The sequence below is a fragment of the Pseudomonas sp. FP818 genome (genome assembly GCF_030687335.1).
In the GTDB taxonomy this organism is placed as follows: Bacteria; Pseudomonadota; Gammaproteobacteria; order Pseudomonadales; family Pseudomonadaceae; genus Aquipseudomonas; species Aquipseudomonas shahriarae.
The window spans coordinates 4,439,887-4,459,389 of the sequence record NZ_CP117427.1; the positions used below are offsets into that span (position 1 = coordinate 4,439,887).

General features: G+C 61.5%; 22 protein-coding genes. 13 read left to right on the forward strand and 9 right to left on the reverse strand.

Annotated features, from left to right (window positions below):
• Positions 1–47 precede the first annotated feature (47 nt).
• The 5 genes from PSH80_RS20135 to PSH80_RS20155 all read left to right on the forward strand — a co-directional run bounded on the left by PSH80_RS20135 (position 48) and on the right by PSH80_RS20155 (position 2,981).
• The gene (locus tag PSH80_RS20135; protein WP_057439981.1) at positions 48–359 is read left to right on the forward strand and encodes a DUF962 domain-containing protein; all 312 of its coding nucleotides are present in this window, start codon (positions 48–50) and stop codon (positions 357–359) included.
• Between the two features lie 27 nt (positions 360–386).
• On the forward strand, positions 387–977 hold the full coding sequence (locus tag PSH80_RS20140; RefSeq protein ID WP_186625462.1) for an HD domain-containing protein: 591 nt from the start codon (positions 387–389) through the stop codon (positions 975–977).
• A 151-nt stretch (positions 978–1,128) separates the two neighbouring features.
• Positions 1,129–1,257 carry a hypothetical protein gene (locus PSH80_RS20145; RefSeq protein WP_258558642.1) on the forward strand — a complete coding sequence of 43 codons (129 nt, stop codon included), beginning with the start codon at positions 1,129–1,131 and terminating at the stop codon, positions 1,255–1,257.
• 74 nt (positions 1,258–1,331) lie between these two features.
• Positions 1,332–1,514: a hypothetical protein gene (locus PSH80_RS20150; RefSeq protein WP_115128812.1), complete on the forward strand. Its 183-nt coding sequence runs from the start codon at positions 1,332–1,334 to the stop codon at positions 1,512–1,514.
• A 267-nt stretch (positions 1,515–1,781) separates the two neighbouring features.
• Positions 1,782–2,981 (forward strand): MFS transporter, encoded by a 1,200-nt coding sequence (locus tag PSH80_RS20155; protein WP_057960499.1) that lies wholly within the window; start codon positions 1,782–1,784, stop codon positions 2,979–2,981.
• Here the strand turns inward: PSH80_RS20155 and arfB are convergent.
• From arfB to PSH80_RS20195, 8 genes are all read right to left on the reverse strand, one after another.
• The gene (arfB, locus tag PSH80_RS20160; protein WP_057439984.1) at positions 2,978–3,391 is read right to left on the reverse strand and encodes an alternative ribosome rescue aminoacyl-tRNA hydrolase ArfB; all 414 of its coding nucleotides are present in this window, start codon (positions 3,389–3,391) and stop codon (positions 2,978–2,980) included. The genes PSH80_RS20155 and arfB overlap by 4 nt on opposite strands.
• A 57-nt stretch (positions 3,392–3,448) precedes the next feature.
• Entirely contained in the window at positions 3,449–4,870 is a 1,422-nt protein-coding gene (locus tag PSH80_RS20165) for an amino acid permease (RefSeq protein ID WP_057439985.1), read from the reverse strand.
• Between the two features lie 636 nt (positions 4,871–5,506).
• Entirely contained in the window at positions 5,507–6,745 is a 1,239-nt protein-coding gene (gene rluB, locus PSH80_RS20170) for a 23S rRNA pseudouridine(2605) synthase RluB (protein WP_057960500.1), read from the reverse strand.
• A 143-nt stretch (positions 6,746–6,888) separates the two neighbouring features.
• Complete coding sequence (locus PSH80_RS20175; protein ID WP_057439987.1) at positions 6,889–7,080, reverse strand: DUF1289 domain-containing protein; 192 nt, start codon at positions 7,078–7,080, stop codon at positions 6,889–6,891.
• Positions 7,081–7,210: 130 nt separating this feature from the next.
• Entirely contained in the window at positions 7,211–8,131 is a 921-nt protein-coding gene (gene scpB / locus PSH80_RS20180) for an SMC-Scp complex subunit ScpB (RefSeq protein ID WP_057960501.1), read from the reverse strand.
• A 12-nt stretch (positions 8,132–8,143) separates the two neighbouring features.
• Positions 8,144–8,842, reverse strand: coding sequence for a ScpA family protein (locus PSH80_RS20185; protein ID WP_169851199.1), 699 nt, complete (start codon positions 8,840–8,842; stop codon positions 8,144–8,146).
• Positions 8,843–8,962: 120 nt separating this feature from the next.
• Entirely contained in the window at positions 8,963–9,592 is a 630-nt protein-coding gene (locus PSH80_RS20190; RefSeq protein WP_057439989.1) for an L-threonylcarbamoyladenylate synthase, read from the reverse strand.
• A 13-nt stretch (positions 9,593–9,605) separates the two neighbouring features.
• Positions 9,606–10,469, reverse strand: a complete 864-nt coding sequence (locus PSH80_RS20195) for a PHP domain-containing protein (RefSeq protein ID WP_057960503.1) — start codon at positions 10,467–10,469, stop codon at positions 9,606–9,608.
• Positions 10,470–10,556: 87 nt separating this feature from the next.
• On the opposite strand from PSH80_RS20195, the gene PSH80_RS20200 reads away from it, so the two are divergent.
• From PSH80_RS20200 to PSH80_RS20230, 7 genes are all read left to right on the forward strand, one after another.
• Positions 10,557–11,153, forward strand: a complete 597-nt coding sequence (locus tag PSH80_RS20200; protein ID WP_057960504.1) for a septation protein A — start codon at positions 10,557–10,559, stop codon at positions 11,151–11,153.
• A 1-nt stretch (position 11,154) separates the two neighbouring features.
• Positions 11,155–11,454, forward strand: a complete 300-nt coding sequence (locus PSH80_RS20205; protein WP_057439992.1) for a YciI family protein — start codon at positions 11,155–11,157, stop codon at positions 11,452–11,454.
• A 106-nt stretch (positions 11,455–11,560) separates the two neighbouring features.
• On the forward strand, positions 11,561–11,968 hold the full coding sequence (locus PSH80_RS20210) for a hypothetical protein (protein WP_057439993.1): 408 nt from the start codon (positions 11,561–11,563) through the stop codon (positions 11,966–11,968).
• A 7-nt stretch (positions 11,969–11,975) separates the two neighbouring features.
• Complete coding sequence (locus tag PSH80_RS20215; RefSeq protein WP_057960506.1) at positions 11,976–12,653, forward strand: response regulator transcription factor; 678 nt, start codon at positions 11,976–11,978, stop codon at positions 12,651–12,653.
• Positions 12,654–12,812: 159 nt separating this feature from the next.
• Positions 12,813–13,274 (forward strand): LTXXQ domain protein, encoded by a 462-nt coding sequence (locus PSH80_RS20220; RefSeq protein ID WP_057960507.1) that lies wholly within the window; start codon positions 12,813–12,815, stop codon positions 13,272–13,274.
• Between the two features lie 64 nt (positions 13,275–13,338).
• Entirely contained in the window at positions 13,339–14,682 is a 1,344-nt protein-coding gene (locus PSH80_RS20225; protein ID WP_057960508.1) for a HAMP domain-containing sensor histidine kinase, read from the forward strand.
• Between the two features lie 40 nt (positions 14,683–14,722).
• Positions 14,723–16,072, forward strand: a complete 1,350-nt coding sequence (locus PSH80_RS20230; protein WP_305418081.1) for a CoA transferase — start codon at positions 14,723–14,725, stop codon at positions 16,070–16,072.
• Between the two features lie 120 nt (positions 16,073–16,192).
• Here the strand turns inward: PSH80_RS20230 and arcD (PSH80_RS20235) are convergent, their stop codons facing one another.
• Complete coding sequence (gene arcD / locus PSH80_RS20235; RefSeq protein ID WP_057960510.1) at positions 16,193–17,620, reverse strand: arginine-ornithine antiporter; 1,428 nt, start codon at positions 17,618–17,620, stop codon at positions 16,193–16,195.
• 441 nt (positions 17,621–18,061) lie between these two features.
• Between arcD (PSH80_RS20235) and arcD (PSH80_RS20240) the strand changes: the two genes are divergently transcribed.
• Positions 18,062–19,489, forward strand: a complete 1,428-nt coding sequence (gene arcD / locus PSH80_RS20240) for an arginine-ornithine antiporter (protein ID WP_057439997.1) — start codon at positions 18,062–18,064, stop codon at positions 19,487–19,489.
• Positions 19,490–19,503 lie beyond the last annotated feature (14 nt).

Below are 19,503 nucleotides of genomic sequence, written 5' to 3' on the forward strand. Positions count from 1 at the left end.
CCGCCGAACATCCGTCGGGCACAACAACAAACAGAGGGCCGGCCAACGTGGAAAATGTCAGACAATTCAATAGCTTCGCCGAGTTCTATCCGTATTACCTGAGCGAACACGGCAACAGCACCTGCCGGCGCCTGCATTTTATCGGCACCAGCCTGGTGATTTTTATTCTCGCCTTCGCCGTCGGCAAAGGTGCCTGGTGGCTGCTGTGGGTGTTGCCGGTGGCCGGCTACAGCTTTGCCTGGATCGGCCACTTCTTCTTTGAAAAGAACCGCCCGGCCACGTTCCAGCATCCGTTCTACAGCCTGCTGGGCGATTTCGTGATGTACCGCGACATGATTCTGGGCAAGGTACCGTTCTAAACCCGCAAAACAATAAGAGACATGTCGATGAGCCAACAGGCCCGCTTTACCCATATGCAGGACGGCACCCAGGAAGACTGGGCAATCATCGCTGCCGACTTCAGTGCCTACGCCCGCCAACTGCCCGGACGGATCCTCGCGCACCTGCGCCTGCTGGAAGGTGACTTCGGCGGTTTCCCGGTGGACCGCCTGACCCATTCCCTGCAAACCGCCAGCCGCGCCTGGCACGATGGCCGCGACGAAGAATATGTGGTCTGCGCGCTGCTCCATGACATCGGCGACACCCTGGGCTCCTACAATCACCCGGACATTGCCGCCGCCATCCTCAAGCCGTTCGTCAGCCCGCAGAACCTGTGGATGGTGGAAAAGCACGGGATTTTCCAGGGCTACTATTTCTTTCATCATCTGGGCATGGATCGCCACCTGCGCGAGCAATTTGGCGAACACCCGCAGTACGAGCAAACCATCGAGTTCTGCGCACTGTATGACGCGGCGGCGTTCGACCCCGCCTATGCCACCCTGCCCCTGAGTTTTTTCGAACCGAAGCTGGCGCGGGTCTTTGCCCAGCCAAAAAACTCGCTCTACAAGGCCGCCATGGAACGCCAGGCCAGCCTGTGACCTCTTGTCACTTGCGCCGGGTAGATGAAGGTTTGCGCATTTGGCGAGATAAAAGTCTTTTTGTCATTTGCAGTGCTGTATCCTGCCCAGGCTTTGTGAAAAGCGTGGCACATCTGCAATTGCACAACAGACCTTGCGAGGAGCGACGACGATGCACGAAATTCCCAATCTCCCCTTCCCAAGCCTGCACGAGACTGAGCAGCCAACCCCGCAACAGGCCGGCAGTGACAAACAAGCGCCGGCACAGGCAACACCGGTCGACAGCGATAGCGACGACTGACCGCAGCACCCAGACCGTGTGGAAAGCGTGACATTGCGCGCTTTCCACACCGCCTGAATCAAGAGACACGCCACATGCCCGATACCCCCCACAATTCCCCCGATGAAGCGTTACTCGGCGCCGCCCTGCAAATGGTCGACGTCTGGAGCCGCCTCAGCCCGGAAAAACAGGCGCTGCTGCTCAAGCGCTTTGGCACCCAGGAAAACGCCCTGGCCGCGCTGGTGACCACGCGCATGCTCGACCCCGAAACCCCCTGATTTTTATCCTGTGGCGAGGGGGCTTGCCCCCGTTGGGCTGCGCAGCAGCCCCCCTGTCAGGTAAACCGAGGTGGCTGGTTTTGGGGCGGCTACGCCACCCAACGGGGGCAAGCCCCCTCGCCACAGCAAGCCCCCTAGCCACCACAAGCCCTCTGGTTACAGTAAGCCCCTTTGCCACAGTTGCCGTGGTGAATGATTTTCTGGCAGCGTAAAGCACCGGTATCATAAGCAACCTATCTTTTCCTGCCGCGACAGTGGATCTTTCCCATGCCAGATACCCAGCGCCCCATGGCGGTCACGCTGCAAGTCGTTTCCATCGTGCTGTTCACCTTTATCGGCTACCTGAATATCGGCATCCCCCTGGCCGTATTGCCGGGCTATGTCCACAGCGACCTGGGCTTTGGCGCCGTGATCGCGGGCCTGGTGATCAGCGTGCAGTACCTGGCCACCCTGCTGAGCCGGCCCTACGCCGGGCGCATCATCGACAACCGCGGCAGCAAGCGCGCGGTGATGTACGGCCTGGCCGGTTGCGGCTTGAGCGGGGTGTTCATGCTGGCATCCGCCGCCCTGACCCACCTGCCGGCCCTGAGCCTGGCCAGCCTGTTGATTGGCCGGCTGGTGCTGGGCAGTGCCGAAAGCCTGGTGGGTTCGGGCTCCATTGGCTGGGGCATCGGCCGGGTCGGCGCGGTGAATACCGCCAAGGTCATCTCCTGGAACGGCATTGCCAGCTATGGCGCCCTGGCGATTGGCGCCCCACTGGGGGTGCTGCTGGTCAGTCGGTTCGGGCTGTGGAGCATGGGTGCCAGCATTATTGCCCTGGCGGTGCTGGGCCTGTTGCTGGCCTGGCCGAAAGTCGCGGCGCCCATTGTGGTCGGCGAGCGCCTGCCCTTTATGCATGTGCTCGGCCGCGTGCTGCCCCACGGCTGCGGGCTGGCCCTGGGTTCCATCGGTTTTGGCACCATCGCCACGTTTATCACCCTGTATTACGCGACCCGCAACTGGGATAACGCAGTGCTGTGCCTGAGCCTGTTCGGCGCCAGCTTTATCGGGGCGCGGTTGCTGTTCGGCAACCTGATCAACCGGATCGGCGGGTTTCGCGTGGCGATTGCCTGCCTGTCGGTAGAAACCCTCGGCCTGCTGCTGTTATGGCTGGCCCCGAGCGCCGAGCTGGCCCTGGCGGGCGCGGCCTTGAGCGGTTTCGGGTTTTCCCTGGTGTTCCCGGCGCTGGGGGTTGAAGCGGTCAACCTGGTACCCGCCTCCAGCCGTGGCGCGGCGGTAGGGGCCTATTCGTTGTTTATCGACTTGTCATTGGGTATCACCGGGCCGCTGGCCGGGGCGATTGCGGCGGGTTTCGGCTTTGCCTCGATCTTTTTGTTTGCCGCGCTGGCGGCCTTCGCCGGGCTGCTGCTGAGCCTGTACCTGTATCGCCAGGCCCCCAAATACCGCGACGAACGTAACGCCGGCTAGAAATCCACCTTGCCGCGCCCGGCCTTGATGCTGCCGCGCTTGGTCTTGGATTCCAGGCGACGCTTTTTCGAGCCCAGGGTGGGCTTGGTCGGGCGGCGTTTTTTCTCGACCTTGGTCGCGCTGAGGATCAACTCCACCAGGCGCTCCAGGGCATCGGCGCGGTTCTGTTCCTGGGTCCGGTATTGCTGGGCCTTGAGGATCAACACGCCGTCGCTGGTAATCCGACTGTCACGCAGTGCCAGCAAGCGTTCCTTGTAGAACGGCGGCAGCGACGAAGCGCCGATATCGAAGCGCAAATGCACGGCGCTGGAGACCTTGTTGACGTTCTGCCCGCCAGCGCCCTGGGCGCGGATGGCCGTCAACTCGATTTCGGCATCGGGCAGGTGCACGTTACTGGAGATCACCAACATCGAAAGCGGGTCCGTAAGCGAGGGTAGAGGCCGGGTTGCCGGCCCCTACGCGGTGGGCTAGGGGTTCAGCGAGGATACAGCACTCACGTCAGCCTGAGCCTTGCGCTTGTTCTTGAGCACATAGCACACCCACATAAAGGCCAGCCAGACAGGAATCGCATACACCGAGACCTGAATCCCCGGAATCAACAACATGACCCCCAGGATAAACACCACAAACGCCAGGCACACGTAGTTGCCATAGGGGTACCACAGCGCCTTGAACAGCGGCACCTGACCGGTGCGGTTCATGTGCTGGCGGAACTTGAAGTGCGAGAAGCTGATCATCGCCCAGTTGATCACCAACGTGGCCACCACCAGGGACATCAGCAATTCCAGGGCATGCTGCGGGATCCAGTAGTTCATCAACACCGCCACCAGGGTGACGGCCGCCGAGGCCAGGATCGAACGCACCGGCACGCCGCGCTTGTCGATCTTCGCCAACGCCGCCGGGGCGTCGCCTTGCTCGGCCATGCCCAGCAGCATGCGGCTGTTGCAGTAGGTGCCGCTGTTGTACACCGACAGCGCCGCCGTCAGCACCACGAAGTTGAGGATATGCGCGGCGGTGTTGCTGCCCAGCATCGAGAACACCTGCACGAACGGGCTGCCGCTATAGGCATCGCCGGAAGCATTCAGGGTCACCAGCAGGCTGTCCCACGGCGTCAGCGACAGCAGCACTACCAGGGCGCCAATGTAGAAAATCAGGATGCGGTAGATCACCTGATTGATCGCCTTGGGGATCACGGTGCGTGGCTGGTCCGCTTCAGCGGCGGTAAAACCGAGCATTTCCAGGCCGCCAAAGGAGAACATGATGATTGCCATGGCCATCACCAGGCCGCCGACACCATGGGGGAAGAACCCGCCGTGTTCCCACAGGTTGGTCACCGACGCCTGGGGCCCGCCGGTGCCGCTGACCAGCAGGTAGCTGCCCAGGGCGATCATGCCGATAATCGCCACCACCTTGATAATCGCAAACCAGAACTCGGCTTCGCCAAACACTTTGACGTTGGCCAGGTTGATCACATTGATCAGCACGAAAAAGGCCGCCGCCGAGACCCAGGTCGGAATCTCCGGCCACCAGTAATGCACATACTTGCCCACCGCCGTCAGCTCAGACATGCCCACCAGGATATAGAGGATCCAGCAGTTCCAGCCCGACAAGAAGCCTGCGAAACCGCCCCAGTACTTGTGGGCAAAATGGCTGAAGGAACCGGCCACTGGCTCTTCGACGATCATTTCGCCCAACTGGCGCATGATCATAAAGGCAATGAAACCGCAGATGGCATAGCCGAGGATCATCGACGGGCCGGCTGACTTCAGCACCCCCGCCGAGCCCAGGAACAGGCCGGTACCGATCGCGCCACCGAGGGCGATCAATTGAATATGACGATTTTTCAGGCCGCGCTTCAGTTCGCCTGAATGCGAGTTGGGTCCACTCATGAAAAGGGTCTCACGCAAGGTTTGATGATGTTCAATACACGATGCTGCTTTGAAACCGACTCAAGCAGCGCCGATCAAACCCCAGCGCAAACACCAGGAGTCCAGCGTCTTTCTAACGGTCATGCGTCACCTGTTTGTTTTTATCTGTGACGAAATCGAACCCGTCCGGCTTATGGCCGGGCGGAGTTAACAAGGCAGCTAGCCTTGAAGGCCTTTTGCGTGGGTACGCAAGGGGGGTCACAGTAAAACGCGGCGCATTGTACACCGCTCGATCCGCTAGGGAGGGTTGCGGGAGAGATTGTTCGTCAAATGGAAGATTTTCTTTACACAGAAAGTTCATCAAGAGCACGCCCTGCGTAGGCTCGGCCCAATCGTAAAATAATCGTTACATCGCGGAAGCCATTCCTGACACCCCACCGACTCCCCCGTGGCGAGCGGGCTTGCCCGCGCTGGACTGCGCAGCAGTCCCTCGAAAGAACAACCCAGTCAACCAGGCAGACCGACACGGCAGAGTGTGGGGCTGCTGCGCAGCCCGACGCGGGCAAGCCCGCTCGCCACACAGCGCGCAAAAAAAAACGCCAACCCGCAGGTTGACGCTTTTTCTTACAGCTTGAAGCTTAAAGCTTGCTGCTGCTCTTAAGGCTTCTTACGCCCAAACCCCGGACGCTGGCCGGAACCTGCCGGTGCGCCACGGCGCTTGCCCGACGGCTCGTCCGCGACCAGTTTGAGCCCTGGGCGCTTTTTCGGCGCGGGCTTGGCTGGACGCTTGGCACCTTCGGCTGGGCGATCGGTCTGCGGAGCACCACGGCCGGTATCGCCACGGTTGCTGCGACCGCCCGTTGGTGCTTCGCCACGACCGGCAGGCCGCGGGGTACGCGGTGCACGCTCGCCATCCTGACGGGCTGGAGCCGATGGACGACGATCGCCCTCGATCTGCGGCTGACGGGAAATACGACCGCCTGTGGCCGGAGCATCCAGCGCCGGGCGCAAGGTGCGCGCAACGCGTTCGGTACGTGCCACCGGGCGCGACGATTTACGCTGCATGCGCTCCAGCTTGTCTTTGCTCTTGGCATTCATCTGCGGCATGGCCACAGGGGTCAGGCCCACTTCAGCACTGAGGATGTCGACTTCGTACTGGCTCATTTCGCGCCAGCGACCCATCGGCAGGTCCGAGTTGAGGAACACCGGGCCGAAACGCACGCGCTTCAGGCGGCTGACCACCAGGCCCTGGGATTCCCACAGGCGACGTACTTCACGGTTACGCCCTTCCATCACCACGCAGTGGTACCAGTGGTTGAAACCTTCGCCACCGGGGGCCTGCTTGATGTCGGTGAACTTGGCCGGGCCGTCTTCCAGCACCACGCCAGCCTTGAGGCGTTCGATCATCTCGTCATCGACTTCACCCCGTACACGTACCGCGTACTCACGGTCCATCTCGTAGGACGGGTGCATCAGGCGGTTGGCCAGTTCACCGTCGGTGGTGAACATCAGCAAGCCGGTGGTGTTGATGTCCAGGCGGCCGATGTTGATCCAACGGCCTTCTTTAGGCTTGGGCATCTTGTCGAACACGGTTGGACGGCCTTCCGGGTCGTCACGGGTGCAAATCTCGCCGTCGGGCTTGTTGTACATGATCACGCGGCGCACCGATTCGGCGGCCTCTTCACGCTTGATGACCTTGCCATCAATGGTGATCGCATCATGCAGGTCGACGCGCTGGCCCAGGGTGGCTTCGACGCCATTGACCTTGATGCGCTTCTGGGTGATCCAGGCTTCTACGTCGCGGCGCGAGCCGACGCCGATACGGGCGAGGACTTTTTGCAGTTTCTCGCCGGCTGGGCCGATTTCCTGGCTGTCGTTCTGGTCTTGGTCTTTCATCTTAAGCACCTCCCGGTGTGTCGATTCAGGCGTGGCCTGAAGGTATTGAAACTGTTGTCTTGGACGAACGCATCGCCGAAGGGTCGCGAATCATACGCTCATGGCGCGCATTGCGCATCAGAGACTAGTCGATATGGGCCGGCTCATTTGCTTTTCCGCCGACCGGTGGCACCCAGGGCGATCAGCCGCAGCTCGGCTTCGGCCAGCACCGCGCGCTTGTCGACCTTGTCGAGCTTCTTCCAGGCCCGGATCTCACGCTTGCTGCGCCCGCAGCCGACGCAGATATCGTCGCTGAACTTGCAGAGGCTGATACAGGGGTCTTTGGTGGAGCTCATATACATTCTCCCTGGTGCAGAAGATCCAATGTGGGAGCGGGCTTGCTCGCGATTGCGGTAGATCAGTCATATATCCAGTGGCTGACACTCCGCAATCGCGAGCAAGCCCGCTCCCACATTTGGTTCTGGGTCAGTCTTCGAATTCGCGGCGTTCGTTTTCGATGGCTTCGGCCAGTGCCCGGGCTTCGGCTTCTTCTTCGCTCAACTCGGGCTGTTCCAGGGCGGCGACGGCGGCCAGCAGTTTTTCGCGGGCGGCCGCCACACCCAGGATGTCTTCCTCAGGCTCAGGTTCGACCGCAGGCGCCGTTTCAACGTTCACCGGCATTTCGCCCGCCCCATCACGCAGCAAGTCATCAAAGTCGGTCTTGATCCCCTGCTCCATATCGTCCAGCTCCAGCAGCAAGGTGTGGAAACTGGTCTCGTCCTTCGGCTCTTCCGGCTCGGCGCTGGCATCAGCCAGCTCCTGCAAGCCGGGCGGCACCGGGGCATCGTCGAAATCGAGCACCGGTTCGGCCTCGATCTCACGCAGCTCGGCCAAAGGCGGCAGGTCGTCGAGGTTCTTCAGGTTGAAGTGATCGAGAAACACCTTGGTGGTGGCGAACATCGCAGGTTTGCCGGGTACGTCGCGGTAGCCGACGATACGGATCCACTCGCGCTCCAGCAGCGTCTTGACGATATGGCTGTTGACCGCCACGCCGCGCACGTCTTCGATCTCGCCACGGGTGATGGGCTGGCGATAGGCAATCAGCGCCATGGTTTCCAGCATCGCCCGGGAATACCGTTGCGGGCGCTCTTCCCACAGGCGCCCCACCCACGGCGAAAATTTCTCACGGATCTGCAAGCGATAGCCCGAGGCCACTTCGCGCAGTTCAAAAGCACGGCCGTCACAGGATTTGCGCAGGATTTCCAGGGCCTTCTTGAACACCGGCGGTTCCGGGCGCTCGGCCTCTTCAAACAGTTCAAACAGGCGCTCCAGCGATTGCGGCTTGCCCGAGGCCAAGAGGAAGGCTTCCAACAGCGGTGCCAGTTCGCGGGGTTCAGTCAGATTCATCAATTCAGCTCGTTATTCGGCTCGCGCCCGCACGTGGATAGCCGCAAAAGGCTCATTCTGCACCAGCTCGACCAAGGATTCCTTGACCAGCTCGAGGATCGCCATAAAGGTCACCACCACGCCCAGGCGCCCTTCTTCGGCGGTAAACAGCTCGACAAACGGCACAAAGCCGCCGCCCTTGAGGCGCTCCAGCACATCGCTCATACGCTCACGGGTGGACAAGGCTTCGCGGCTGACCTGGTGGCTTTCAAACATATCGCCACGGCGCAGCACCTCGGCCATGGACATCAACAGTTCTTCCAGGCTCACATCCGGCAATAATTTGCGCGCCCGGGCTTCCGGGGCATCGAGCTTGGGCACCACCACGTCACGGCCCACGCGGCTCAAGCCATCAATGCCTTCGGCGGCAGCCTTGAAGCGCTCGTATTCCTGCAGGCGGCGGATCAGCTCCGCGCGGGGGTCGTCCTCTTCGGCTTCGATTGTCTCGGAACGCGGCAGCAGCATGCGCGACTTGATCTCCGCCAGCATCGCCGCCATCACCAGGTACTCGGCGGCCAGCTCCAGGCGCACCGATTGCATCAACTCGACATAGCCCATGTACTGGCGGGTAATTTCCGCCACAGGGATATCGAGGATATTGATGTTCTGCTTGCGGATCAGGTACAGCAGCAAGTCCAGCGGACCCTCGAAGGCCTCAAGGAACACTTCCAGGGCATCCGGCGGGATATACAGGTCCAGGGGCATTTCCATGACCGCCTGGCCGTAGACCATGGCAAATGGCAGCTCCTGCTGGGCGCCGGCCTGGCTGTCGACGGTTTCCACGGCCGACATTCAGGCCTCGACCAGGAACGGTGCCGGATCGCCACAACCCACACGGATCACCTCCGGCTCGCCGTCGGCCAGGTTGATCACGGTGGACGCCTTGTTGCCGCCATACCCGCCGTCGATGATCAGGTCTACGTGCTTTTCCAGGAGTTGGCGCATTTCATAGGGATCTTCCAGCGGCTCAGTGTCGCCGGGCATGATCAACGACACGCTCATCAGCGGCTCACCCAGCTCGGCCAGCAGCGCCAGGGCAATGGGGTGCTCCGGCACCCGCAGGCCGATGGTGCGCTTTTTCGGGTGCAGCAACAGGCGCGGCACCTCGCGGGTGGCATTCAGAATAAAGGTGTACGGCCCCGGCGTATGGGCCTTGAGCAGGCGGAAAGTGCCGGTATCGACTTTGGCGAACAGGCCCAATTGCGACAGGTCGCTGCAGATCAGCGCAAAGTTGTGATTCTTGTCCAGTTCGCGCAGGCGTCTTACGCGCTCCACGGCGTTCTTGTCGCCGATCTGGCAACCGATGGCGTAGGAGGAATCCGTGGGGTAGATCACCACGCCGCCGCCTCGAATGATCTCCACGGCCTGCTTGATCAGCCGCGCTTGCGGGTTTTCCGGGTGAATCTGGAAAAATTGACTCACGTTCTCTACCTGTTCAGACGGTGGCGGTAATGGGGTCATGCTTGAATCGCCCCCACAGGAGCGGCAAGTCTTCCGGGACCGGACGATATTCGCCGATCTCCGACCAGCCGCCTGGGCCATGGAAATCACTGCCGGCACTGACCAGCAGACCAAATTCACGGGCAAGAATCGCCAGGCTGCCAACCTGTTCGGCGGGTTGATGCCCATTGACCACTTCGATGGCGTGGCCACCCGCTTGAATATAGTCGCCTATCAGCTTGCGACGCTTGCTGCGGGTAAAATCGTAATGCCAGGGGTGCGCCAGGCTGACCCAGGCCCCGGAAGCACGCAACGTGGCAACCGTGTCCTCCAGAGTCGGCCAGTGCAGCTTGACGTCCCCCAGCTTGCCGGCGCCCAGCCATTTGCGGAACGCTTCGGCGCGGTCCTTGACGAACCCTTCACGCACCATCCAGTCGGCAAAATGCGGACGGGCCGGCGCGTTGCCGCTGTCGCCCAGCTCCTGCTGGATCGCTCGGGCGCCCTCCAGCGCGTTGGGCATGCCCTTGAGCGCCAGTTTGCGGCTTATTTCTTCGGACCGCAGCCAGCGGCCATCGTGCAAATTGGCAATGGCCGCCACCAATGGCGGGGCCGTGACGTCAAAACCGTAGCCCAGGACATGAATGGTCGCGCCGCCCCAGGTGCAGGACAATTCGACGCCATTGACCAGATGCATCCCCAGGGCCGTGGCGGCACTACGCGCCTCTTCCAGGCCTTCGAGGGTGTCGTGGTCAGTCAGCGACAGGACTCGCACGCCTTTTTCAAACGCACGCGCAACCAGTACCGCGGGCGCCAGGGCGCCGTCGGAGGCCGTGCTGTGGCAGTGCAAATCAACATTCACGGAAGTGTGTAACCTCAAGTCAGCTGGCGCTTTCGCTACCAAGGATGTTTGTTATTATGCCGCCACATCCAGCTTCTGGCTCTTACTGTGAAACAATTCATCGACTTCATCCCGCTGTTGCTGTTCTTCATCGTTTTCAAAACCGACCCACGGGTCCTTGATATCGGCGGCCATGAGCTGTCGTTCGGCGGCATCTACAGCGCCACGGCGGTGCTGATCATCAGCTCCCTGGTGGTCTACGGTGCGATCTTCATCTCCCAGCGCAAGCTTGAAAAAAGCCAGTGGCTGACCCTGATCGCCTGCCTGGTCTTTGGCGGCCTGACCCTGGCCTTCCACAGCGAGACCTTCCTGAAATGGAAAGCCCCGGTGGTCAACTGGCTGTTTGCCCTGGCCTTTATCGGTAGCCACTTCATTGGTGATCGCCTGCTGATCAAGCGGATCATGGGCCACGCCCTGAGCCTGCCGGAGCCGATCTGGACCCGCCTGAATATCGCCTGGATCGGGTTTTTCCTGTTCTGTGGCGCGGCCAACCTGTTCGTGGCCTTTACCTTCCAGAGCTACTGGGTCGACTTCAAGGTGTTCGGCAGCCTGGGCATGACCGTGGTGTTCCTGGTTGCCCAGGGTATCTACCTGTCGCGCCATCTGCATGACACCGACCCCACCACGCCAAAAACCGAGGACTGACATGCTCTACGCCATCATCGCCACCGACGTTGCCAACTCCCTGGAAAAACGCCTGTCCGTTCGCCCGGCCCACGTGGAACGCCTCAAGGCGCTGCAGGCCGAGGGGCGCTTGGTGATCGCCGGCCCGCACCCGGCGGTCGACAGCAATGATCCGGGGGACGCTGGCTTCACCGGCAGCCTGATCATCGCCGAGTTCGCCTCCCTGGCCGATGCCCAGGCCTGGGCCAAGGCCGATCCGTATGTGGCGGCCGGCGCCTATGCCGATGTCGTGGTCAAACCGTTCAAACAAGTCCTGCCCTGATCCCGGTGGTGCTGAACCTATTGGGCTCGGCAAACGCCTAATCGCTCATTATTCTCGGTAACCTGCCGACAACGTTCTGAATATTCGTGTGGAATCAGGAGTTCCGATGCGCTTACGTCAGTTGTGTCTGTTGGCAGTGTTAACGATCGGGGCTACGGCCCAGGCTGAAGAAACCTCGAACACCGGCAGTTCCACGCCCCTGTCCTTGAGTGCCGGCAGCCAGATCACCGAGTTGCAGCAACGCTTGAAAGAAAGCGAACGCCTGCGCGAAGAGCTGAGCAAACAATTGCAGACTGCCGATGCTGCCCGCGAGAGTGCGCAACTGAGCCGGCTGCGCCAGGACAATCAGCGCCTGGCCCAGCAACTCAAGGAAGCACAAGGTGGCGCCCTGCCACGCTGGCTCACTGACCAGCAGCAGTGGTTTGTGATTGGTGCGGGAGTTGCGCTGGTCGCCCTGCTGTGCGGTATCTTCGCCAGTGGCGGGCATCGGCGCCGTCGACAATGGCTAAATTGAGTGAGTCATGAGCGAGCTGTTACTGATAGATGATGACCAGGAGCTTTGTGAGCTGCTGACCAGTTGGTTGAGCCAGGAAGGTTTCCAGGTGCGCGCTTGCCATGACGGCGTGAGCGCGCGCAAAGCCCTGGCCGAAGCCGCGCCGGCGGCGGTGGTGCTGGATGTGATGCTGCCCGACGGCAGCGGCCTGGAGTTGCTCAAGCAATTGCGCGCCGACCACCCGGAGCTGCCGGTACTGATGCTCTCGGCCCGGGGCGAGCCCCTGGACCGGATCCTCGGCCTGGAACTGGGTGCCGATGACTACCTGGCCAAGCCCTGCGACCCCCGCGAACTGACCGCCCGCCTGCGGGCGGTACTGCGCCGCAGCCACCCGACGGCGGTGTCGACCCAGCTGGAACTGGGCGACCTGTGCTTCAGCCCAGTGCGTGGTGTGGTGATCATCGACCATCAGGAACTGACCCTCACCCTGTCCGAAAGCCGCCTGCTGGAAGCCTTGCTGCGCCAGCCGGGCGAGCCCCTGGACAAGCAGGAGCTGGCGCAGATCGCCCTGGGGCGCAAGCTGACCTTGTATGACCGCAGCCTGGACATGCACGTCAGCAACCTGCGCAAGAAAATCGGCCCGCATGCCGACGGCCGCCCGCGGATCGTTGCATTGCGCAGCCGTGGCTACTACTACAGCCTCTGACATCCCCAGCAGGAGCCGGCAACCCGGCGCCTACAGGTTTGTAAGCCCCCACCCAATCCGTCTTTACCCAAGCTTTACCCTTCCCTGACCGCCGCTGACCTTGATCTTCGTAATCTACTCACATCCGGACTCACCGGAACCGAGACAAGGAGAAACACCATGCGCAAGACCCTTATCGCTCTGATGTTCGCCGCAGCCCTGCCGACCGTCGCCATGGCCATGCCAGAAGGCCATGGCCCGATGGGCGGCCCTGAAGGCCACATGATGGGTGGCCCGGGCCACGGCAGTGAACACGGCATGCGCGGCAAAGGCGGCCCGTTCAGCCAACTGGACCTGACCCGCGAGCAGCGCCAGCAGATCGGCAAACTGATGGGCGAACAACGGGAAGGCCGCCAACAACTGGTCAAGAAGTACCTGGACAAACTCCCGGCCGCTGACCAGAAGGCCATGAAGGACGAAATGGCCGCCGCCAAGCAGAAAACCCAGGCGGATATCCGCGCCTTGCTCAAGCCTGACCAGCAGAAGAAGTTCGACGAAATGGCGAAGAAACGCGCCGAGCGTCAAGCCGAGTGGCAGCAGTTCCAGGCCTGGAAAGCGCAACAACCGCAAAAAGCGCAATAATGCGTTAGCAACCTCCCAGCCCAGTGGCCCGTGCCGCTGGGCTTTTCCTGTTTGAGGGTTTCCTGTGCGTTCACTCTTCTGGCGCATCCTTGCCAGTTTCTGGCTGGCTATCGCCCTGGTTGCCGGGCTGTCGGTCCTGCTTGGGCATATGCTCAACCAGGACGCCTGGATTCTCAGCCGCCATCCCGGCCTCAACAACCTGGCCGAAGAATGGACCCAGCGTTATGAAACCCAGGGCGAGGACGCCGCCCAGGATTTGTTGCAACAGCGCAAACGCCAGTACCACGTCGATGTGCAGGTGCTCAACGAGAGCGGCGACCCGGTGGTGCGTGGCACCTTCCCGCGCCGCGCCGCCGCCTTTGAAGCCCGCCAGCATGAGAGCCACGAGGGCCGGCTACCGTGGCGCCGCCTGACGGCCGAGTACACCAGTGAAAAAACCGGCGATACCTACCTGCTGATCTACCGCATCGCCCTGCCGGAGCTGGATGCCTGGCACCGCAGCAGCCTGCTCTGGCCCTTGAGTGCCCTGGCGATTGCGTTGGTGGTGCTGACCCTGTTCAGCCTGCTGGTGACCCTGTCCATCACTCGCCCCCTCAGCCGTCTGCGCGGTGCAGTGCATGACCTGGGCCAGACCACGTACCAGCAAAACAGCCTGGCGCGCCTGGCCGACCGACGTGATGAATTTGGCGTACTGGCCACCGACTTCAACCGCATGGGCGCTCGCCTGCAAAGCCTGATCGGCAGCCAGCGGCAATTGCTGCGCGATGTGTCCCACGAACTGCGCTCGCCCCTGGCGCGCCTGCGGATCGCCCTGGCCCTGGCGGAACGGGCCACGCCCGAAGCCCGGGAGAAGCTCTGGCCGCGCCTGACCCTGGAATGTGATCGCCTGGAAGCCTTGATCAGCGAGATCCTGGTGCTGGCGCGGGTCGACGCCGACAACGCCAGCGCCGAAGACATCGACCTCAACGCCCTGCTCAAGACCCTGCAAAAGGACGCCCAGCTCGGCGCCCCGGAGCAGCTGGTGCAACTGCAAGCCGAGCCGGCGCTGCAACTCAAGGGCTGGCCCCATATGATCGAGCGGGCGCTGGACAACCTGTTGCGTAATGCCCAGCGCTTCAACCCTCCCACCCAGCCGATTGAAGTCCAGGCCCTGCGCCAAGGCGAACGCATTGTGATCAGCGTGCGCGACCACGGCCCGGGCGTGGAGGCCGAACACCTGCAAAAACTGGGCGAGCCGTTTTACCGCGCCCCCGGGCAAACCGCCCAAGGTCATGGGCTGGGCCTGGCCATCGCCCGTCGGGCCGCCGAACGTCATGGCGGCAGCTTGAGCCTGGCCAATCACCCGGAGGGCGGATTTATCGCCACCCTGGACTTGCCCTTGCAGCCGGGGATTGCAGCACACCCCTGAAGATCTTCTATGATGGCCCCTCTCTTATGGAGGGCCTTTGATGACTGATCTGCTCACCTCGATCCAGCGTGCAATCGATCTGCCGCCCACGCCGCTGGCGACCACTGCAGCCGGCGCCCTGCCGTCAACCTTCGCTGTCACCGAGCTGGCCTGCGCCAGCATCGGGGCTGCCGGCCAGGCCATAGCCCGGCTGCTGGAACAACACACCGGGCGCCTGCCCCTGATCAGCGTCGACCCGCGCCTGGCCTCCTTCTGGTTCTCCAGCTCCCTGCGCCCACTGGGCTGGAACGTACCGCCGCTGTGGGATCCGATTGCCGGCGACTACGCCTGCGCTGACGGCTGGATTCGTCTGCACACCAACGCCCCCCACCACCGCGCAGCTGCCGAGCGTGTACTGGGGCAGGTCGCGGATCGGGCGGCGATGGCGCTCAAGGTCGCCTCCTGGAACGCCGCCGAGCTTGAGCAGGCGATTGTCGATGAGGCCGGCTGCGCCGCGCAGATGCGCACCTGGCAGCAGTGGCAGGCTCATCCCCAAGGGTTGGCGGTCAATCAGGAACCGTTGGTGGCATGGGAGCGCTTCGAGGCAGCCGGCAACACCACCTGGCTGGGCAACGTGGCGCGCCCGTTGGCGGGGGTCAAGGTACTGGACCTGACCCGCGTTCTGGCCGGTCCTGTGGCCAGCCGTTTTCTCGCAGGGCTTGGCGCCGACGTATTACGCATCGACTCCCCCACCTGGAACGAACCAGGGGTCGTGCCGGAAATGACCCTGGGCAAACGCTGCGCGCGCCTGGACCTTAAAAACACCGACGACCGGCAATTATTCGAAGGTTTGCTCAAGGATGCCGACATTCTGTTTCATGGTTATCGGGCCGATGCACTGGAGCAACTGGGTTACAACGCGAGCGCACTGCAGCAACTCGCCCCCGGCCTGATCGACGTCAGCCTCAACGCCTACGGCTGGAGCGGCCCGTGGCGCAATCGCCGGGGCTTCGACAGCCTGGTGCAGATGAGCAGCGGTATCGCCCACGCCGGCATGCAATGGAAGCAGGCGGATAAACCCGTGCCGCTGCCGGTGCAGGCGCTGGACCATGCCACCGGTTACCTGATGGCGGCCAGTGCGATACTGGCCTTGGCCGAGCGCTTAAGCAGCGGGCATGGGGGTTCGGCCCGGCTGTCGCTGGCGCGTACGGCGAAATTGTTGATCGAGGCGGGACAAGGCGTGAAGCAGCCAGCGTTGCGTGAAGAAGAACCGGGTGATCAGGGGCTGCTGGTGGAGCAGACGGCCTGGGGGCCGGCGCATCGGTTGCTGGCGCCGGTCACTCTTGCCGGGACACCGCTGCAGTGGGATTTGCCGGCTGGGGAATTGGGCGCGCATCGAGCACGGTGGTGACCTTGAAATGGTCATCGCGGGCAAGCCCGGCTCCCACAGTTGACCGGGTACACGATCAACTGTGGGAGCGGGCTTGCCCGCGATAAGGCCCTCCCCAGCACAATCAACCAGGCGTCATGCTCACAGGGTCAGCACTCCGCTATACAACCCATACGCCGCCAGGCTCGCCCCGGCAATCACGCAACTGAAAATCCCCTTTTCCAGCAAGGTAAACAGCGGCTGGCCCTGCTCGCGCTTGGCCTGGGCAAACAAAATCACCCCAGGTGCATACAGCAACGCCGACAGCAGCAGGTATTTCAAGCCCCCGGCATACAGCAGCCACACCGCATAGCCCAGGGCAATCACGCCGACCAGCAGGTCCTTGAGCCGCTGGCCATGGGCTTCTTCGTAGGTTTCTCCGCGCCCGCACAACAACACGGCATAGGCCGCCGACCATAAATACGGCACGAGGATCATCGACGACGCCAGGTAGATCAACGTGGTGTAAGTGCTGGCCGAAAACAGCGTGATCACCAGGAACAGCTGGATCATCACATTGGTCAGCCACAACGCATTGACCGGCACGCGGTTGGCATTTTCCTTTTTCAGGAAGGCCGGCATGGTCTTGTCATGGGCAGTGGCGTAGAGAATTTCGGCACACAGCAAGGCCCATGACAGCAACGCCCCCAGCAGCGACACCGCCAGGCCGATGCTGATCAACATTGCGCCCCAGGGGCCGACGATATGTTCCAGCACGCCCGCCAGTGAGGGGTTCTGCAAGTTGGCCAACTCGGGCTGGCTCATGATCCCCAGGGACAGCACGTTGACCAGCACCAGCAGGGCCAGCACTCCGACAAACCCGATCACCGTGGCGCGGCCCACGTCCGAGCGTTTTTCCGCGCGCGCCGAGTACACGCTGGCCCCTTCGATACCGATAAACACAAACACGGTGACCAGCATCATATTGCGCACCTGGTCCATCACCCCACCGAACTGCGGGTTGCCCAGGCCCCAGATATCCCGGGTGAATACATCCGCCTTGAAGGCCACGGCGGCGATCACGATAAACATCAGCAGCGGAACGATCTTGGCCACGGTGGTGACCTGGTTGATAAACGCTGCCTCCTTGATCCCGCGCATCACCAGAAAATGCACAGCCCACAGCAGCAACGACGCGCAACCGATCGCCACCGGCGTGTTGCCTTGGCCGAACACCGGGAAAAAATAGCCCAGGGTGCTGAACAGCAACACGAAATAGCCGACGTTGCCCATCCAGGCACTGATCCAGTAGCCCCAGGCCGACGAGAAGCCCATGTAGTCGCCAAACCCCGCCTTGGCGTAGGCATACACCCCGGAGTCGAGGTTGGGCTTGCGGTTGGCCAGGGTCTGGAACACGAACGCGAGGGTCAACATACCCACGGCAGTGATCCCCCAACCGATCAGGATCGCCCCCACCTCGGCCCGCGCAGCCATGTTCTGCGGCAACGAGAAGATTCCGCCGCCAATCATCGAGCCCACCACCAATGCCACCAGAGCACTGAGACGCAGCTTTTGTGCCGGTTGCGACATAGAAACTCCTGCAGATAAAACAGTTATTGAGCGCTGCACTCGGCTAATTTATCGAAATCAATCAATGTTTATTAGCTATAGCGAATAAAACTGCTCGCCTCATAACTTAATGACATTTCAATTAATCGAGTTTAGGTAAATTTAGAATTTAAATACGGCTTGTCTTTTATCCATGGGAGGTATTTGGCAAAGCCTCTGAAAAAGTTTGCACATCTGCGAAAACGGGCTAGCTTCAAGCGTCCACGTCTTGCGCACAAAAGGATTAACCCGAACGGAGAGATGCTCTGAAATGAGCATATCCGGGCAATTATACGCCTGTAGCATTTATTCATAAGTCTTTAATTCACAATGGAATGTGCCAATGAAGTGATCTAAGTCAGCTATTTGAACAGCGCACAGTTTTATTCTGTGGTCTCTCTTCTCCTGCATTGGAGTCACGCAATGTCTGAATCTCCCGGAAAACTTCGATTAGGCGCCCTTGTTGCTCTTGTTGTGGGCTCAATGATTGGCGGCGGGATCTTCTCGTTGCCGCAAAATATGGCCGCCAGCGCCGATGTCGGTGCGGTGTTGATTGGTTGGGTTATCACTGCCGTGGGTATGTTGACCCTGGCCTTTGTATTCCAGACTCTGGCCAATCGCAAACCTGACCTGGACGGCGGCGTGTACGCCTACGCCAAGGCCGGTTTTGGCGACTACATGGGTTTCTCGTCAGCCTGGGGCTACTGGATCAGTGCCTGGCTGGGCAACGTCGGCTACTTCGTGTTGCTGTTCAGCACCCTGGGCTACTTCTTCCCCATCTTCGGCGAAGGCAACACCCCGGCGGCGGTGATCGGCGCCTCGGTGCTGTTGTGGGCCGTGCATTTTCTGGTATTGCGCGGGATCAAGGAGGCGGCGTTTATCAACCTGGTGACCACCGTCGCCAAGATCGTACCGCTGGTGCTATTTGTATTGATCGCGCTGTTCGCGTTCAAGCTGGACATCTTCACCGCTGATATCTGGGGCCTGAAAAACCCCGACCTGGGCAGCGTAATGAACCAGGTGCGCAACATGATGCTGGTCACCGTCTGGGTATTTATCGGTATCGAAGGCGCGAGCATCTTCTCGTCCCGTGCCGAAAAACGCTCGGACGTGGGCAAGGCCACCGTCATCGGCTTTATCACCGTGCTGCTGTTCCTGATGCTGGTGAACGTGCTGTCCCTGGGCATCATGACCCAACCGGAACTGGCCAAGCTGCAGAACCCGTCGATGGCCGCCGTGCTGGAGCATGTGGTCGGCCACTGGGGCGCGGTGCTGATCAGCGTCGGCTTGATCATCTCGCTGCTGGGTGCGCTGCTGTCGTGGGTGCTGCTGTGTGCAGAGATCATGTTCGCCGCTGCCAAAGACCACACCATGCCGGAGTTCCTGCGTAAGGAAAACGCCAACCATGTGCCGGTCAACGCCCTGTGGCTGACCAACGCCATGGTCCAGGTCTTCCTGGTGATCACCCTGTTTTCCGCCAGTACCTACCTGTCGCTGATCTACCTCGCCACCTCGATGATCCTCGTGCCCTACCTGTGGTCGGCGGCCTACGCGCTGCTGCTGGCAGTGCGCGGCGAGACCTACGAGGCGGCCCTGGCCGAGCGCAAGAAAGACCTGTTTATCGGCGCCGTCGCCCTGATCTACGCGGTCTGGCTGCTGTATGCCGGTGGCACCAAGTACCTGCTGCTGTCCGCCCTGCTCTACGCCCCTGGCGCGATCCTGTTCGCCAAGGCCAAGCGTGAACTGGGCAAACCGATTTTCACCAACGTCGAGAAGCTGATTTTCGCCGCAGTGGTCATTGGCGCCCTGGTGGCGGCCTATGGGCTCTACGACGGCTTCCTGACTCTGTAACACCTGAATCTTTA

Coding starts and splice junctions, on each gene's coding strand:
- scpB (WP_057960501.1), bottom strand. CDS start 8,131: ATGAATCTGACTGAACCCCGCGAACTGGCACCGCTGTTGGAAGCCTTC.
- arcD (WP_057439997.1), top strand. CDS start 18,062: ATGTCTGAATCTCCCGGAAAACTTCGATTAGGCGCCCTTGTTGCTCTT.
- PSH80_RS20210 (WP_057439993.1), top strand. CDS start 11,561: ATGCGCTTACGTCAGTTGTGTCTGTTGGCAGTGTTAACGATCGGGGCT.
- PSH80_RS20220 (WP_057960507.1), top strand. CDS start 12,813: ATGCGCAAGACCCTTATCGCTCTGATGTTCGCCGCAGCCCTGCCGACC.
- PSH80_RS20230 (WP_305418081.1), top strand. CDS start 14,723: ATGACTGATCTGCTCACCTCGATCCAGCGTGCAATCGATCTGCCGCCC.
- PSH80_RS20165 (WP_057439985.1), bottom strand. CDS start 4,870: ATGAGTGGACCCAACTCGCATTCAGGCGAACTGAAGCGCGGCCTGAAA.
- PSH80_RS20145 (WP_258558642.1), top strand. CDS start 1,129: ATGCACGAAATTCCCAATCTCCCCTTCCCAAGCCTGCACGAGACTGAG.
- PSH80_RS20150 (WP_115128812.1), top strand. CDS start 1,332: ATGCCCGATACCCCCCACAATTCCCCCGATGAAGCGTTACTCGGCGCC.
- PSH80_RS20215 (WP_057960506.1), top strand. CDS start 11,976: ATGAGCGAGCTGTTACTGATAGATGATGACCAGGAGCTTTGTGAGCTG.
- PSH80_RS20175 (WP_057439987.1), bottom strand. CDS start 7,080: ATGAGCTCCACCAAAGACCCCTGTATCAGCCTCTGCAAGTTCAGCGAC.
- arfB (WP_057439984.1), bottom strand. CDS start 3,391: ATGTTGGTGATCTCCAGTAACGTGCACCTGCCCGATGCCGAAATCGAG.
- rluB (WP_057960500.1), bottom strand. CDS start 6,745: ATGAAAGACCAAGACCAGAACGACAGCCAGGAAATCGGCCCAGCCGGC.
- PSH80_RS20155 (WP_057960499.1), top strand. CDS start 1,782: ATGCCAGATACCCAGCGCCCCATGGCGGTCACGCTGCAAGTCGTTTCC.
- PSH80_RS20140 (WP_186625462.1), top strand. CDS start 387: ATGAGCCAACAGGCCCGCTTTACCCATATGCAGGACGGCACCCAGGAA.
- PSH80_RS20205 (WP_057439992.1), top strand. CDS start 11,155: ATGCTCTACGCCATCATCGCCACCGACGTTGCCAACTCCCTGGAAAAA.
- arcD (WP_057960510.1), bottom strand. CDS start 17,620: ATGTCGCAACCGGCACAAAAGCTGCGTCTCAGTGCTCTGGTGGCATTG.